A 14,083-nucleotide genomic window follows, 5' to 3' on the forward strand; every position below is an offset into this window, starting at 1 on the left:
GCACGGTAGGCCGATTTACTTACGCTATTAACCGAAACCAATAATGAAAGCCCCTGAACTCACTTAGCCCCCTAAGTAAGCTCAGGGGCTTTATTTTTTTATAAGAGTCAACTGGTTAGAGAAAAGTGAGCCTATTTCAAAAAACGATGGATTGAGCAGGCAAGCCCTCATGATATGAAGTATGTTTAGATGACGTTAGTAGAAATGAGGCAAGGGAATGAAATATCGACATCAATGTCATGTAGGCGACCATGGTGATGCACTGAAGCATCCAGTATTGAGTGCACTTGTTCAGTCATTAATGCAGCAGCATTCACGCCTCAATGTTATCGACACGCACTCAGGTACAGGGTGTTATGACCTCACCACCGCACCAAGTAATCACGCCGGTGAGTTTGCTGAAGGGGTCGGGTACTTGTGGCGCAATAAGGCTTATCTTCCTCCGGCATTCGCTTCTTTTATGTCGGTACTGGAATACTACAATCCGAATCAACTTATCTCTTTGTATCCGGGTTCTGCCGCCATCACTTACCAACAAGGTCGCAGCCAAGATAGTTTCTATTTTTCAGACATTCAGCAAGATGAAGCTGATTTACTGCAAACCAATATTGAGAAGTTACAATGTAACCTAGATATTTCAAGCAAGCTTACGATTAGCGCAGGTGATGGGCTTAAAGCGTTACCTGATGACGTTGCTAAACATGACAACCACCATCTGATTGTTATCGACCCACCCTATGAAACCGATTCAGAATATCTCGCGGTGATTGATGCCTTGGTTAAGGCGTATCAGCAATCTGAGAAGGTATCTGCACTAATTTGGTACCCGCTCTACACGGATGACAAGAGCTCACTGATTTTGAACCATTGTGTGACCGCAGTGAAAGATGGTTTGCTGCCAAGTCCGATTAAGTCGGAGCTTCGCCTTCGAGATCCTAAGGGTGATGATCGCCTGATCGGTAGTGGTTTACTGTTGTTCAATCCTCCCCAAGGCATTGCGGGAACGGTCGCAGATACGCTCGATTATTTACACAGCCAACTCGCGACTAATGGTGAAGGTTACTGGCAAATGAGAAGTTTATAGATCTGATTTTTATGGGTTTTATGATGGTTTTCTAGACATCACTCACTAAATCACTGTTACCTATGTGGTTTAAATTGACCAAACGCTAACTTTTATCGATTGATTAATTGCAGTGAATCATTTAAAAATAGAATATCAATGCGCACAAGTGCATAATGGCTCATAAGTTAAATAATTAGTCCCAGATTAATATCAGATTGTGGTTTACCCCCTAAACTGCATTAGGCTCGCACTAGTCATGCGAGCCTTTCTTTTGCCTGAAGGAAAATCTAAGGCAGTTCTATCAATTTAAGATTCACTACAACACTGGATAATCGATGTAGCCTTTTTCGTTGCCGCCGAACAGAGTGGCGCCATCAAGTTCTGATAGTTCGCTGCCGTTTTGTAGGCGTGAAACTAGATCTGGGTTAGCAACGAATGGGCGGCCAAATGCGACGAGATCGGCGTAGCCTTTGCTTAGTACTTCTTCGGCGCGTTGTGGTGTGTAGCTGCCGGCAACGATGATGGTGTTAGAGAACAAGGCTCTTAGTTCGACACGGAAGCTTTCAGGGATAACTGGAGCATCATCCCAGTCGGCTTCTGATAGGTGCAGGTAAGCGATGTCTCGATCTTGAAGTGCCTTCGATGCCTCTAAAATCGTTGGTACGATATCTGGGCAGTTCATGTCTTTGAATGTGATGAACGGCGCCAAGCGCACACCTACTTTATCGGCACCTATCTCTTCAATCACAGCATCAACCACTTCGATTAGGAAGCGAAGTCGGTTCTCGCGGCTACCGCCGTAGTTGTCGGTGCGTTTGTTTGAGTTGGTTCTTAGGAACTGATCAATCAGGTAGCCATTGCCACCGTGTATTTCCACTCCGTTGAACCCTGCCTCGACTGCTTTTTTCGCTGAGTTAGCAAAATCTTGAACAACGCGATCGATATCGGTTTGGGTCATTTCTCTTGGTTGGATGCAATCGACCATGTTGCCATTACCATTCTCATCAGAGATCCAAACCTGAGTTTCTACCGGAGCCAGTGCCGAAGGCGCGATTGGCAGTTCACCTTTTTGGAAGGTTGGATGAGACACGCGGCCCACATGCCATAATTGGCAGAATATCGCGGCACCTTGCCCTTTTGCGGCTGTGGTTACTGATTTCCAACCTTCGATTTGTGCATCGGTATAAACGCCGGGTGTGAATGAGTAACCTTGAGAATCATCTGAGATTTGCGTGGCTTCAGTGATGATAAGCCCAGCACTTGCGCGTTGTTGGTAATAGGTTGCCATCATGTCGTTTGGCACGTTTCCAGGTTGGCTAGTACGAGCGCGCGTCATAGGTGCCATAACCACGCGGTTTTGCAGTTCTAGGCCTTTTAGTTCTGATGTTTCGAATAATTTGTTCATGGTTTCTACCTTGTTTTAATGCTGTGATCTTTCGTTTTTTATTGGGGCTTATTTGCTTTCTGCTGGGCTGAAAATAGAGTTGCTTTGTGGCCTCCCCGCTCGGTTGGCTTTCGCAATAAGCAGCAAACCAATAACAGGGACAACAACGGCTGCGAATGGAATCATGCCTGCGCCTAGTTGGCTGTCGAGTACCATGCCGCCAAGGAATCCACCAAAGGCATTGGCTAAATTAAACGCTGAGATATTCGCGGTTGCTGCTAGCTCTTGGCCTTCGCCACCGTTGTTCATCACTCGAAGTTGCATGGCTGGAACGTTCGCAAATGATGCAATACCAAAGACAAATGCCGCTGCAACGAATAGGATTTTGTTGTCTACCACAAGGCCAACTACAACCAATGACACGATCATTGCGACGGCCCAAAACATTGAAGCTTTGCCTAGGTTTTTATCTGAAGAGCGTCCGCCCAAGGTGTTACCGATGATTAAGCCGACACCCACAATCACTAAGATCCAAGTAACAGACTCTTGACCGTAGCCGGTGATGTGCATAGCGATTGGCGCAAGGTATCCGTATAGCGTCATGAAGCCAGACCAAGCAAAAGCAGTGATTGCCAAGCTGATCAGCAGCATTGGGTTTTTGAACGCTAACAGCTGAGTTTTGATGTCTTTTGCTTCACTGTGACCAGTCGATTTGATTGACGTTAGAATAGAAATCATCGCAATCGTGCCAAGTGCAGCCACGGTAAAGAAAGTGGTGTGCCAGCCGAATTGCAAGCTAACCCAAGTACCCGCTGGAACGCCAAGAACGTTAGCGAGTGTTAGGCCTGCGAACATCTGACCAACGGCACGACCTGCCATTTTTTCCGACACTAAGTTGGTTGCGACAACCGCACCGATGCCATAGAAAGGGCCTTGCACTAAGCCTGCGATCACACGGCTTGCCAGTAGTAATGGGTAGCTTGGCGCTAAGGCCGACAACACGTTACCGATGATGAACAGTGCCATTAAGCCAATCAGCACTATCTTCTTATTAAAGCGCGCAAGGTAGATGGTTAAGATCGGGCCGCCGATAACGATAGCCAACGCGTAAGCACTGATAAGGTAGCCAGCTTGGCCTTCTGTGATTGAAAGTGATGTAGCGATTTGTGGAAGAATGCCTGCGATAACAAACTCAGCCGTGCCAATTGCAAATGCTGCGAGTGTCAGTATCCAAACTTGGAATGGCATCTTTTCTTGTGTCATGGCTTTTGATTTCATAATGAGTTACCTATGTAAATTCTTGTTTGTTAGGACGTTGAGATAAACACCCTAACGATTGTTCTTTATGTCTTTGCGGGGTGTTAGCCGAGTAGAGCGCCGCCGTCGATGTCGATGATTGACCCTGTTACGTATGGGTTGTTAATCGCGAATAGGTAACCCATAGCCACCTCTGAAGGCTCGCCAACCTTACCTGCGGGTAGATTCTTTTTGGCGTTGTCGTACATGCTTGTACGAGCGGAATCGTCCATGTTTTTGTAGGCTTCCGTCATGGTTAAACCCGGGCTAACGGCATTGACTCGAATGGGTGATAGCTCTTTCGCCAGTATTTTAGTCACGCTTTCTAGTGCGGCATTGATGGCGGTTTTTACGTAAGTGCCAGCCACTACTTTGCGAGACAACATGCCTGTCGTGAACGTGATAGAGCCGTTTGGAGTCATGTAACGTGCGGCGTGCTTGGCTACGTTTAAGCTTCCCCAAAACTTGGTATCAAATGCTGCTTTTGCGTCTGCGATAGCAACGTCTGTCACTTTTCCTGCGGGGGCGTATGAACCCGCGGTTATCACCAAGTGATCAAATGCACCGATCGATTCGAAGTATTCACAAACCGATTTCTCATTGCTGATATCAACGCCGGTGTGTCGGCTGGCAATGTGTACTGTGTTGTTTTCGTTTCTCAATTGCATTGCTAATGCTTTGCCGATACCTGATGTTCCACCAATGATGACGAATGTGTGCTTTTCTTGGTTTGTAATTTCGTTGTTCATGTTCTGAATTCCTGCGTGTTTTGCTGATGGTTGTCATTATATTTATTCGACTAAAATTTGATAATTGGCTAAAATATAAAATCATTATTCGGATTAACTGAATAGTAGGAGAGGTGGATGGACAAGTTTTCAGATATGGCGATGTTCGTGAGCATTGTTAAGCATCATGGGTTAGCTGCGGCGGGGCGAGAGTTAGGGCTTTCTCCTGCGACCATGACAGCAAGGCTTCAGGCGTTGGAAGAGCGTTATGGTGTGAAGCTGCTGAACCGAAGCACAAGACACGTGTCTTTAACTGACTCTGGGGAGTTGTATCACAAGGCGTGTCTGGAGATATTGGATAACGTCAGCGAGGCTGAAAACCTGATTCAAAATGGCGTCAAAGAGGTCAAAGGTCCACTCAAAATCGCCGCGCCGAAAGACATCGGAAAGCAGTACATTCTTCCGATTCTCTCTGAGTTCTGTCAGCAATATCCCGACGTGATCCCTTACCTCTACTTGAACGATAACCTCTCGAACATTGCTGAATCTGGCATGGATATCGTGGTCCGTTATGGTGAATTGGTCGACAGCAGTTTGATATCCAGACGCTTGTCACCAAGCCGACGTGTGCTGTGTGCTTCTCCTGAATATCTTGCCAAGCATGGAACACCGTTAACACCACAAGATTTGGTTGATCACGATTGTTTAGCCATGCTGCGCAGCAATGAAGAGCTCAAGACATGGCACTTCCAAGATCATGATATGAAGAAGTCGATTACTGTTGTTCCAAAGCGATTTTCAGACGATGGCGAAGTTATTCGCTACTGGGCATTAAAAGGCGAGGGCATTGCTCTTAAATCGGTACTGGATGTGCAAGGCGACATCAATAACCAGCGTCTTGTGACGCTGCTTAATGGCTACATGAAGAACTTCAACACCGCGATGTCGGTGTCGAGTGCCGATTTGAATGTGGTGTACATCAGCAAGAAATATCAGCCCAAGCGTATCCGGTTGTTTCTTGATTTCTTGTTTGAGCGGTTTGGCGATTTGGTTGAAAAGTCTAGTTAAATTAGCCGAGAAGCAGCGCATGACAGATCTCTTGAACTCAACACCCGGGTACGGACAGAGAACATTGAACTGGTTATGATACGACCAACATAAGGATGTGATTGGAGAGAAAAATGAAAGTCGTCGGAGATACGGTTATCCAACCTTTTCACAAGGCAACCTGCCATTGCGGTGCGGTTGAACTAGAGTTCAGCTTACCTAACGGGATAGAAAAACCACGCCGCTGTGATTGCTCTATCTGTCGTCGCAGGGGAGCGATTGTGGGCTCTGTTGCACTGGACGGCATCAAGATCCTCAAAGGTGCGGAGCATCTCAAGCTTTATCAATTCAATACCAACACCGCAAAGCATTATTTCTGCTCAAACTGCGGCATCTATACCCATCATCAACGCCGTTCTAGCCCAAATGAATACGGTTTTAACATCGGCTGTTTGGAAGGGGTAAACCCTTTTGATATTGGTGATGTGGTGACCAACGATGGTGTCAATCATCTAGCTGATCGTTAATTTATTGAGCATAAAAAAGGAAGGAATTATGTCTGAATACGGAGCGATCATTCGCTGGAAAAAAGCAGAAGATGAAGTCTTTAGCGACAATCAATACAGTCGAGGTCATACGTGGGAGTTCGATGGTGGTGTCACTGTGCCTGCTTCGTCCTCTCCACATGTTGTGCCACTGCCGTTTTCGGTGGAAGCGAATGTTGATCCAGAAGAAGCGTTTATCGCGGCACTTTCTAGCTGCCATATGCTGACGTTTTTGGGCATTGCCGCAAAGCAGAAGTACGTGATCGACTCCTATGTCGATGATGCGATTGGTGTGTTGGAAGAAGATGAATCTGGCCGCTCATCGGTCACTAAGGTGACTCTGCGCCCTAAAATTGTGTTTTTAGGTACCAAAAAGCCCACCGCCAAGCAGCTCGACAAACTGCACCACTTGGCGCACAAAAACTGCTTTATCGCGAACTCGGTAAAAACGGACATTGTGGTAGAAACTAAAGCGTAAACCACACACGTTAACATCCAAAAACCGCGAGGTTGCTTAGTGCATCACTGGCGGTTTTTTTGTGTCTGTGTAATCCTACGTACGGTTTTAATTGAGTGACAGTTAGAAAGTTTTGAGAGATAGGTAGAGAGCTCTTGAATGGTAGGAATAGATTGATTAGCAGAGAGTTATGTTTAGCGTCCCATTGAATAGTTTTGTACATCGTGTGAGTGATAAAAGCCAAGTGATGGTGAATGCTGCGGAATGTGGATGTCAGTTGAAACGAGTTCGTCGTTCGCGTAATTGGCTGTTGGTCGCTCAAGAGTATCAACTCGTTGAATTTAAAACGATGTTAACCCATGAAAAAGACGGTTGGATAGCAATTGCAATCGACAAAGTGCTGCCTAAACCCGTGGTGTGTTTGGCATCTCTGTTGGCCGCTACACCTTCAATGACTGTGGCTCAGCTGGTGATGGAATCTGGATGTTCAATGGCCGAAGCAAGACGTGCTATTGATGAACATGAAGGTCTGTAGGCGTATTCAAATCGTGTGAAAAGAGAATTGCGAGCAGCAAAAAGCCCGTAACGATATTGCGCTGGAAAACGTCATATCGTTACGGGCTTTATCATCTGTGCTGCTGTTAAGCTAAGCCATGCGGCTGATGAAGCATTGAATCGATTAAGAGTTCGCTACTTTTACACGAATCGTGTTTTTGCCAAGCTTTGACAAGTTCAGCTTGTTTAGTGCCGCTTTAGCTTCTTCTTGCTCTGGCATTTCAACAAAAGCGAAGCCTTTTGAGTCGCCAGTTTCTTGGTCTAAAACTAGGCTGCACTCTTTTACTGAGCCAAACTCAGAAAATAGCACACGGATGTCTTGCTCAGAGGTAGAGCGCGATAGGTTACGAACTAGAAGTTTCATAATAAACCTTGAATATGAATTTACGCCGAGCATTGTCGCACACTTTCATGCTCACCCTCACAAATAATTACTCTAATCATTTCTTTGGTAATGTGTCGCTCTATTTACCGATTAAGCGAGCTGTTTACCTGCTAGCCGCGGTTTATCGTGATATCTGACACGAATCCATGCTCTGTGCTGGTCAACGCCTGTTGTAGCATCTGAGCGGCTTCTTGCGCGGTCATAAAGCTCGAGGTATCCATGCCTTTACCGCTTGTATTCCAAAACTCGGTCGCCATTCCTCCAGGGTAAACCGCCACGATTTTCATCGGGTGACCTTTTAGCTCTAACCTTACCGATTCGATAAAGCCTTTCACGGCCCATTTTGCTGCGCAGTAGGTGGACTCTTCAGCTTTAGCACCTTGTGCTGCCGTCGACATCACCACAGCGATGGTGACCGATTGATCTTTGTAGCGCTGTACAAGCTCGCGAATCAAAAAGATCGAAGACTCAATATTGTTCTTCAGCATGTCGCTGATGATGGTTGGATCTTGCTGTTCTATCTTACCGAAGTACCCACTGCCAGCGCTGTGGATCACCAGCTTCGGCATTTCAGGTAACGCATCCAATAACTCGCTCACTGAGTGCGGGTCACAGAGATCACACGCTTGGCTAATGGTATTCGCAGGTAGGCCTTGCGCCACTTCTGCTAAACGTTGTGCATTGCGACCTGTAATGGCTACGCGCTGAGCGTCGGCGTTAGCATATTGTTTCGCGAGAGCTGCGCCTAAACCGCTGCTTGATCCGGTAATTAAAATCATACTGTCTTCAATTTGTAGAGTTGATTCGAGATAGTAAGGGGCTAGGCTAAGATTTTCTGAGATCTATGGCTAAAGTTGATCGATAGCCTGGTTGATAGCTTGGGTGATCGGTTGAGCCGTAGGGGAATAAGAGTGTGGGGAAAGTCGTTAAGAATCGACTGGTTTGGTCAGAAATAACACAGCCAAAAAGTAGCAGAACTAACAAGTAAAAGCGCCGGCATAGAGCCAGCGCTTTTGAGTAATCATAAGTGATTATTCGTCGTCGAACTGTTTGATCGTGAACGCGTCTTCGATTCGGTTAAGCTCTTCTTGTTCTTTCACTCGCTTCTCTTCTTGCAGAGTCGCTCTCGTTTCGTTGAAACGTTTTTTCTCTGACTTAGTCAGGAATTTTACAGCTTTTTTGTTGGTCAGTGCGTAAGCAACTACGTCTTCACCTTTTTCTCTGCGGTCGTTTACGCGTTGTGAGAAACGTTCATTGTCGCGAGCTTTACGCTCCGCTGAGGTCAACTTGCTCATGCTTTAAAGCCTTTTCAATTATTCATGGTAGGGAATCTACGCTTAGCGAAACAAATGGGGACTGCTTAGTGTCAGTCTAGTCCATTTGTATGCTGGTGGCGCATCTTAGCACAATGGCTTGAGCATGCAGGTATGCTATTCGAGGGATCAAACAAAACAGCCCACAATTTTCGTTGTGGGCTGTTTTGTTACGTACTGTAGATGTAGTCATCGTTTTAAAACTAAGAATCAGAAACGGCAGTTACATCAAATCTTCTCGATGTATAAGATGACCTCTCCGACTTTAAAGCCAAACTTAGACATCTCAGTCTTGTTGAACAAGCGTTTATCGTCCATTAAGAACATCCAATCATCGAGCACCACTTCATAGGTGCTGCCGTCTACTTCAATTTCTAGATGATATTTCCAATACAGCGCAGAACCTTGGGTTTCACCATAAGCGGTTCCAACGACATCGTTGGCAGTCCCAGAATAGGTGTTTTCGCCCGTTTTGATCAGATTCCAAACGCGAGTTGAGCGCTCGCCATCAGCAAAAGAGAACCACTCTTTTATTTCTCCGTTGTCACCGTCCCAAGTCGCGATCAGTTTGGCATCAAAGCGGCGCAGTAAGTTACCAGAGCGGTCTAGCACCATGCCGTAGGCCATTAGCTCGCCATTAAAAAAGGTTTCAAGCTTGAGCTCTGGCGTTGTGTCGACATGGTCTTCTAAACTTGCAGAGCCACAGCCCACTAGCCAAGTGAGTGAAAAAAATGCCAGAGCAAATTTTATTATTGTTGTTTTTGGATTCATTTGTTCAAACCTAAAAGTTGTTTACGAAGACCGGGTTCAGAGGTGTTTTCAGACAACCAAATCGCTAGAAAGGCTTCACCAAATTGCTTGTCTTGGATGGTGCCGATCGGTTGTTCATCGAAATAAAAACGACTTACGTTATCTTCAGCGACACGAATCGTGAGTGTGCTTCCTTCTTCCACGTTCGGCCACATCGCGTACAAGGGTTTCAACCAACGTTGAATGTTGCTGTCAGAGTAGCCAAGCTTGTTCCACTGATCTTCGGTAGCGTCTACGAGGTCTTTGCTATCGATAGAGCGGTAATACTCAAGCTTCAAAGCTCGTTCGGAGTTGGTTGGAGTCGCGTAGAATTCTGCCGAGTAGAGAGTCCAAAACAGGTAACTCATTTCACCCTCACCACGTTTGTTCAGATCATCGACAGCAGAGGCTCTAGCGTGTCCGGCAAATAACAGCGCAGTAAAGATTAATGGGAGAGTAATAAAGCTTAGAAGTGTGTTTTTTGCTTGCTGATGAGCGCGAACAATACCTCGCTCAGGTTTGAACGTTTGTGTCGGGTTGCGTGGATAAGCCATAAGTCACCTCGTTATTGCCATTTTAGGTTGTATTAAGTTGGAGTAGGCGGCCACCAGTAAGGGCAACAAAATCCCCCAACTTATTGCAAGGGCAGCAACTACCGATGCATCTGGCCAAGTAGTAAGAAGAGCACCTGCTTTGATGCCTCCCCAATAACTACTAGTACCTGCTACGAACCCTATGACAAACAAGATCACTTTCGAGCATTTTAAAAGCCAATTTAGGCTGTGGTTAAAACTGATTAAGAACATGATCCACAGGCAGACAAGCCACACCGGGAACCACGATTGATTCGCAATTTCAGAGTCGACGGCAAACACGCCGAAGTGGAGTAAGAGGCTATCAAGCAATAGCCCCAATGGTAATAAAATGAGTATCTTCAAATCGCTACTGCGAGTCGGTGATAGAAGGAAGTGAACCACTACAATCAGTGGTGTGACGAACGGGGCTTGCGCGGTAAAGAAAGCACTGCAAACCCAGGTCGCTTGAAACAGTACGAGATTAATAATCCAAAACCGCTTCATCTTTTTCTCCAAAGTAACGAGGTTTTCTTGCGACTACATGGTGAGTGCTGATCACGCGCTCTTTGAATGCGCCTTCACAGTAGCAGAAGTAGAAGGTCCATAAGCGTTTAAACTCTTCTGAATAGCCGAGAGACTCTAGCTCTTCCCAACTATTTTCAAAGGCGATGTTCCAATCATTCAGCGTTCGAGCGTAGTGTAGGCCAATGTCATCAATTTCTTGAACCACAAGGTCGGTGCTGGTCGCAAGGTGTTGGGTCATCACTGAAACAGAAGGTAGGCAACCGCCGGGGAAGATGTACTTCTGAATAAAGTCGACACCTTTGCGGTATTTGTCGTAACGGCTGTCAGCAATAGTAATTGCTTGAATCAGCATCTTGCCTGAGGGCTTAAGTAGCGAGGAACATTTTTCAAAGAAGGTTTGTAGATACTCATGTCCGACCGCCTCTATCATCTCGATCGAAACCAACTTGTCATACTCACCAGTGAGATTGCGATAATCCTCTTTGAGCAGGGTGATTTTGTCGGTTAAACCAAGCGCTTTTACTCTCTGTTCAGCTAGTGCATGTTGGGCATCTGAGATCGTGGTAGTGGTGACGTGGCAACCGTAGTGTTGCGCCATGAAGATGGCTAAGCCGCCCCACCCTGTGCCTATCTCGACCACGCTATCTTTCTCAGACAGTTCTAGTCGCTCACAGATGGTTTTCATTTTGTTTTGTTGAGCCTTCGACAAGGTTTCTGCGTCTTCGCTGTAGATTGCGGAAGAGTACTGCATTGAGCTGTCTAAGAAGCGCTCATACAGCTCGTTGCCAATATCGTAGTGGGCGAGAATGTTGCGCTTAGAGCCTTGCTCGGTGTTGGCATTCTTACGGCGCAGCAATAGGTTTTTGATGCGAGAAATCCATTGTGTCTTGTCATCAAGCTCATCCAATTGGGCTTGGTTACGAGCCATGATTTGAATCACACGCGTGAGGTTTGGGCTGGTCCATTTACCATCGATATAGGCTTCAGATGCCCCAATGCTGCCATTGATGACCACATCTCTAAAAAAGGTCGCATCATGAATCACGATTCGACCTTTCAATTCAGCTTCTCGATCGCCAAATACTGAATGCTGGTCGCGCTCAATGATTTCAAGCGTTGCGAATTGCAGGCTTTCTAACACCTTGAAGATTAAAGCTCGATATTTACAGTTGCTTGAAACAGCAACGGCTTTAGCTTGTTGTTCAATATTGTTGTTTTGTTTGGCAAGCTGTTCCATGTAAACCTCGCTGATAACTCATTCTAATATTTTGTGCCAACTAAGCTGAGTTCTGCTCCTTGATTGGAGCGAACCCAAGCTTCAATTGAGTTCTTTCATGTGCGCTTAAGACGTTGAGTCTGGATGCGCCACAAACGGTACTTTTTTCAGGAATAATTTGAGAGCCTGATAATAAATTCCCATCACGACTTTTATCGTCATCGCCGGAATCTTGAATACCGTTCGTCTAATGTTTGTCTTGGTTACTGACTGCTTCGTCAGAGCCAGTGTCGCATCGAAAAGCTTGTCGTTTCGGCGGCTTTCGATGTGAACTAACGTGCGTTTCGCTGGTGGCTTAATCTTCCAAAAATAAGTCATGTTCAAATCCATGAACGGCGAAACGTGAAACTCTTTTTTTACCTTCAATTCTTGGTGCATGTCGATGAGATAGTAGTGTCTTTCTCGCCAAGGCGTGTTACTCACCTCAGCCAACATGTACTTACAGTCTCCAGTTTCGTCATAACAGAAGAAACAGTTGATTGGGCTGAAGTAGATGCCTAAACAGCGGCACTGAGCCAGCATCGTCACACGGTTTGAATCAGACCAAACCCCACCAAGTTGTTGCACTTTGGAAGCTATACGTTGCTTAAGTGATTTTGGTTCATCCGTGGTGACATTTTCTTTTTTTTCAGCGAGATAATCCGATTCGACAAAGCGAATCGGGTTGTACCAACGAGTTCCGAACAGCGCACTGCGCGCTGTGGTTTGGGGCAGCTCATCAAGATCTAACCCCATCATATACAGCTGATAGCTGAACTCATGAGTGATGTCGCCAAAGCGGCGATGTCTGACGTTACCCCAATAGATACCGCTGAGCTCTTCACTCTTTTTGGATGCGATCCCCATCTCGGGTGTCAGGGTTTGACTGTTCATAGGGCTGAACTCGTACTCAAATCTAAACCGAAGCGTTTGGTCACATCGAGTGCACTGTGGACACCGTCTTCATGGAAGCCGTTATACCAGTAAGCACCGGCAAAGTGCGTCTGGTTTTTGCCACAGATTTGCTCACGCTTGTGTTGAGCTTCGACCGTGTTCGAATTAAGTACCGGGTGATGATAAACAAAGCTGCGAATGATTTTTTCTGGGTCGATGGCTTCGCTTTGATTCAAGGTGACACAGAAGGTGTCTTGGCTTTCGATGCCTTGCAGAATGTTCATGTTGTACGTGACACAAGCAGGTCGTTTACTGTCGCCATCCAACATGTAGTTCCAGCTTGCCCAAGCCAGTTTTCTGTCTGGTAACAAGCGAGTATCGGTGTGCAGAACCACTTCATTGCGGCTGTATGGGATTTCGCCCAGTACCTGTTGCTCTTGTTCTGTTGCATCACCAAGCAGACGTAAGGCTTGGTCTGAGTGACAAGCAAAGATTACTTCGTCGAAACCTTGTGCGCTGCCATCTTCAAATTCAATCGTGACGCCTGTTTCTTGGCGAGTCACTTGTTTAATCGATGTATTCAGTGCAACAGTCTTACTTAGGCGTGAAAGGATGATTTCAACATAAGAACGCGATCCCTTTGGAATCACATACCACTGAGGACGGTTCGCGATATCGAGCAATCCATGGTTGTAGAAAAACTGAATGAAGAACTTGAGCTCAAACTCTTCCATTTCTTCCAAGCTTGTCGACCAAATCGCCGCGCCCATCGGTAAGATGTAGTGCTGGCTGAAAAAGTCGGAAAATTGATTATCTCGTAGGAAACTGCCAAGGGTAACGTCTGGTGTGAATTCATTGCTTTCAAACTGAGCCTTACACAGCTTGTTGAACTTGAGAATGTCAGACACTAAAGACCAGAACTGAGGTTTGAAGATGTTGCTCCTCTGCGCGAACAACGAATTAATGCTGTGGCCGTTGTACTCGAACTTAGTGGTGGTGTTGTGGACGCTGAAGCTCATCTCAGTCGGTTGCCTTTCGACACCGAGTTGTTCTAGAAGCTGATTGAAATTCGGGTAGGTTCGATCGTTGAATACGATGAAACCTGTATCTATCGAAAACGCCGAGCCTTGATGTTCAATATCAACGGTCGCGGTGTGGCCCCCAACGTAATCGTTCTTTTCGAATACTGTTACGTCGTGGTGCTTGTCTAATATATGCGCGCAAGTGAGTCCAGAGATACCTGAACCAATAATGGCGATTTTCTTCATT

Annotated in this window: 17 protein-coding genes; 5 read left to right on the plus strand and 12 right to left on the minus strand. The window is 46.1% G+C overall.

The genetic code is table 11. From position 1 onward, the window contains the following. Positions 1–217: 217 nt before the first annotated feature. Positions 218–1,084, plus strand: coding sequence for a 23S rRNA (adenine(2030)-N(6))-methyltransferase RlmJ (rlmJ, locus tag AB4375_RS09345; RefSeq protein ID WP_102428121.1), 867 nt, complete (start codon positions 218–220; stop codon positions 1,082–1,084). Positions 1,085–1,382: 298 nt separating this feature from the next. Here the strand turns inward: rlmJ and AB4375_RS09350 are convergent, their stop codons facing one another. The 3 genes from AB4375_RS09350 to AB4375_RS09360 form a co-directional block, all read right to left on the minus strand. Further along, entirely contained in the window at positions 1,383–2,471 is a 1,089-nt protein-coding gene (locus AB4375_RS09350) for an alkene reductase (RefSeq protein WP_372051423.1), read from the minus strand. A gap of 48 nt (positions 2,472–2,519) precedes the next feature. Next, the gene (locus tag AB4375_RS09355; RefSeq protein ID WP_372051424.1) at positions 2,520–3,728 is read right to left on the minus strand and encodes an MFS transporter; all 1,209 of its coding nucleotides are present in this window, start codon (positions 3,726–3,728) and stop codon (positions 2,520–2,522) included. Between the two features lie 83 nt (positions 3,729–3,811). Then, positions 3,812–4,495 carry an SDR family oxidoreductase gene (locus tag AB4375_RS09360; RefSeq protein WP_372051425.1) on the minus strand — a complete coding sequence of 228 codons (684 nt, stop codon included), beginning with the start codon at positions 4,493–4,495 and terminating at the stop codon, positions 3,812–3,814. Between the two features lie 117 nt (positions 4,496–4,612). Here AB4375_RS09360 and AB4375_RS09365 point away from each other — a divergent pair, with 117 nt between their 5' ends. From AB4375_RS09365 to AB4375_RS09380, 4 genes are all read left to right on the plus strand, one after another. Then, a complete protein-coding gene (locus tag AB4375_RS09365; protein ID WP_102320399.1) occupies positions 4,613–5,542 on the plus strand; it encodes a LysR family transcriptional regulator in 930 nt (309 codons plus the stop codon). Between the two features lie 113 nt (positions 5,543–5,655). Beyond that, positions 5,656–6,048, plus strand: coding sequence for a GFA family protein (locus AB4375_RS09370; protein ID WP_372051427.1), 393 nt, complete (start codon positions 5,656–5,658; stop codon positions 6,046–6,048). Positions 6,049–6,076: 28 nt separating this feature from the next. After that, positions 6,077–6,544, plus strand: coding sequence for an OsmC family protein (locus tag AB4375_RS09375; RefSeq protein ID WP_017065091.1), 468 nt, complete (start codon positions 6,077–6,079; stop codon positions 6,542–6,544). 169 nt (positions 6,545–6,713) lie between these two features. Then, entirely contained in the window at positions 6,714–7,058 is a 345-nt protein-coding gene (locus AB4375_RS09380; protein ID WP_017061272.1) for a ribosome recycling factor family protein, read from the plus strand. Between the two features lie 144 nt (positions 7,059–7,202). Here AB4375_RS09380 and AB4375_RS09385 read toward each other — a convergent pair whose 3' ends face one another. From AB4375_RS09385 to AB4375_RS09425, 9 genes are all read right to left on the minus strand, one after another. After that, positions 7,203–7,442 (minus strand): RNA-binding protein, encoded by a 240-nt coding sequence (locus AB4375_RS09385; RefSeq protein WP_017061273.1) that lies wholly within the window; start codon positions 7,440–7,442, stop codon positions 7,203–7,205. Positions 7,443–7,573: 131 nt separating this feature from the next. Next, positions 7,574–8,242, minus strand: a complete 669-nt coding sequence (locus tag AB4375_RS09390) for an SDR family NAD(P)-dependent oxidoreductase (protein WP_017065090.1) — start codon at positions 8,240–8,242, stop codon at positions 7,574–7,576. A gap of 252 nt (positions 8,243–8,494) precedes the next feature. Continuing rightward, positions 8,495–8,758 carry a hypothetical protein gene (locus tag AB4375_RS09395; protein WP_017061275.1) on the minus strand — a complete coding sequence of 88 codons (264 nt, stop codon included), beginning with the start codon at positions 8,756–8,758 and terminating at the stop codon, positions 8,495–8,497. 246 nt (positions 8,759–9,004) lie between these two features. Next, positions 9,005–9,547, minus strand: a complete 543-nt coding sequence (locus AB4375_RS09400; RefSeq protein ID WP_372051428.1) for a DUF3833 domain-containing protein — start codon at positions 9,545–9,547, stop codon at positions 9,005–9,007. Then, positions 9,544–10,119 (minus strand): chalcone isomerase family protein, encoded by a 576-nt coding sequence (locus tag AB4375_RS09405; RefSeq protein ID WP_372051430.1) that lies wholly within the window; start codon positions 10,117–10,119, stop codon positions 9,544–9,546. The genes AB4375_RS09400 and AB4375_RS09405 overlap by 4 nt, the downstream gene beginning before the upstream one ends. A gap of 3 nt (positions 10,120–10,122) precedes the next feature. After that, positions 10,123–10,644, minus strand: coding sequence for a DUF2878 domain-containing protein (locus AB4375_RS09410; protein ID WP_017061278.1), 522 nt, complete (start codon positions 10,642–10,644; stop codon positions 10,123–10,125). After that, complete coding sequence (locus tag AB4375_RS09415) at positions 10,622–11,902, minus strand: cyclopropane-fatty-acyl-phospholipid synthase family protein (RefSeq protein ID WP_017070213.1); 1,281 nt, start codon at positions 11,900–11,902, stop codon at positions 10,622–10,624. Before AB4375_RS09415 ends, AB4375_RS09410 begins: the two co-directional genes overlap by 23 nt. Positions 11,903–12,007: 105 nt before the next feature. Continuing rightward, entirely contained in the window at positions 12,008–12,814 is an 807-nt protein-coding gene (locus AB4375_RS09420; RefSeq protein WP_372051431.1) for a DUF1365 domain-containing protein, read from the minus strand. Then, entirely contained in the window at positions 12,811–14,082 is a 1,272-nt protein-coding gene (locus AB4375_RS09425) for an NAD(P)/FAD-dependent oxidoreductase (protein ID WP_372051432.1), read from the minus strand. The genes AB4375_RS09420 and AB4375_RS09425 overlap by 4 nt, the downstream gene beginning before the upstream one ends. Position 14,083 lies beyond the last annotated feature (1 nt).

This window comes from Vibrio sp. 10N.261.51.C6, assembly GCF_041471785.1.
Lineage (GTDB): Bacteria > Pseudomonadota > Gammaproteobacteria > Enterobacterales > Vibrionaceae > Vibrio > Vibrio crassostreae_C.

Coding starts and splice junctions, on each gene's coding strand:
- rlmJ (WP_102428121.1), top strand. CDS start 218: ATGAAATATCGACATCAATGTCATGTAGGCGACCATGGTGATGCACTG.
- AB4375_RS09350 (WP_372051423.1), bottom strand. CDS start 2,471: ATGAACAAATTATTCGAAACATCAGAACTAAAAGGCCTAGAACTGCAA.
- AB4375_RS09355 (WP_372051424.1), bottom strand. CDS start 3,728: ATGAAATCAAAAGCCATGACACAAGAAAAGATGCCATTCCAAGTTTGG.
- AB4375_RS09360 (WP_372051425.1), bottom strand. CDS start 4,495: ATGAACAACGAAATTACAAACCAAGAAAAGCACACATTCGTCATCATT.
- AB4375_RS09365 (WP_102320399.1), top strand. CDS start 4,613: ATGGACAAGTTTTCAGATATGGCGATGTTCGTGAGCATTGTTAAGCAT.
- AB4375_RS09370 (WP_372051427.1), top strand. CDS start 5,656: ATGAAAGTCGTCGGAGATACGGTTATCCAACCTTTTCACAAGGCAACC.
- AB4375_RS09375 (WP_017065091.1), top strand. CDS start 6,077: ATGTCTGAATACGGAGCGATCATTCGCTGGAAAAAAGCAGAAGATGAA.
- AB4375_RS09380 (WP_017061272.1), top strand. CDS start 6,714: ATGTTTAGCGTCCCATTGAATAGTTTTGTACATCGTGTGAGTGATAAA.
- AB4375_RS09385 (WP_017061273.1), bottom strand. CDS start 7,442: ATGAAACTTCTAGTTCGTAACCTATCGCGCTCTACCTCTGAGCAAGAC.
- AB4375_RS09390 (WP_017065090.1), bottom strand. CDS start 8,242: ATGATTTTAATTACCGGATCAAGCAGCGGTTTAGGCGCAGCTCTCGCG.
- AB4375_RS09395 (WP_017061275.1), bottom strand. CDS start 8,758: ATGAGCAAGTTGACCTCAGCGGAGCGTAAAGCTCGCGACAATGAACGT.
- AB4375_RS09400 (WP_372051428.1), bottom strand. CDS start 9,547: ATGAATCCAAAAACAACAATAATAAAATTTGCTCTGGCATTTTTTTCA.
- AB4375_RS09405 (WP_372051430.1), bottom strand. CDS start 10,119: ATGGCTTATCCACGCAACCCGACACAAACGTTCAAACCTGAGCGAGGT.
- AB4375_RS09410 (WP_017061278.1), bottom strand. CDS start 10,644: ATGAAGCGGTTTTGGATTATTAATCTCGTACTGTTTCAAGCGACCTGG.
- AB4375_RS09415 (WP_017070213.1), bottom strand. CDS start 11,902: ATGGAACAGCTTGCCAAACAAAACAACAATATTGAACAACAAGCTAAA.
- AB4375_RS09420 (WP_372051431.1), bottom strand. CDS start 12,814: ATGAACAGTCAAACCCTGACACCCGAGATGGGGATCGCATCCAAAAAG.
- AB4375_RS09425 (WP_372051432.1), bottom strand. CDS start 14,082: ATGAAGAAAATCGCCATTATTGGTTCAGGTATCTCTGGACTCACTTGC.